The organism is Streptosporangium heterodermiicola (genome assembly GCF_051390675.1).
Lineage (GTDB): Bacteria > Actinomycetota > Actinomycetes > Streptosporangiales > Streptosporangiaceae > Streptosporangium.
In genome coordinates, this window is the sequence record NZ_JBPJSR010000155.1 from 1 (window position 1) to 225 (window position 225).

Consider the following 225-nt stretch of genomic DNA (forward strand, 5'->3'; position numbering starts at 1 on the left):
CGAGTACTTCGGTTCGATGATCAATATGGACGATCCCCGGCACGCGAGGCTGCGCAGGATCGTGTCCCGGGCGTTCACGCCGAAGATGATCAAGCAGTTCGAGGCCGACGTCGACGCCGCGGCCGTGCGGATCGTGGACGACCTGATCGCGAAGGGGCCCGGCTGCGACTTCGTGACCGAGGTGGCCGCCAAGCTGCCCCTGAAGATCATCTGCGACATGATGGG

1 pseudogene is annotated in these 225 nt (G+C 64.4%); it reads left to right on the forward strand.

Going from position 1 to position 225, the window contains the following annotated elements:
- Positions 1-225: pseudogene (locus tag ACSC1Q_RS43315) on the forward strand (cytochrome P450); the annotation flags it as partial.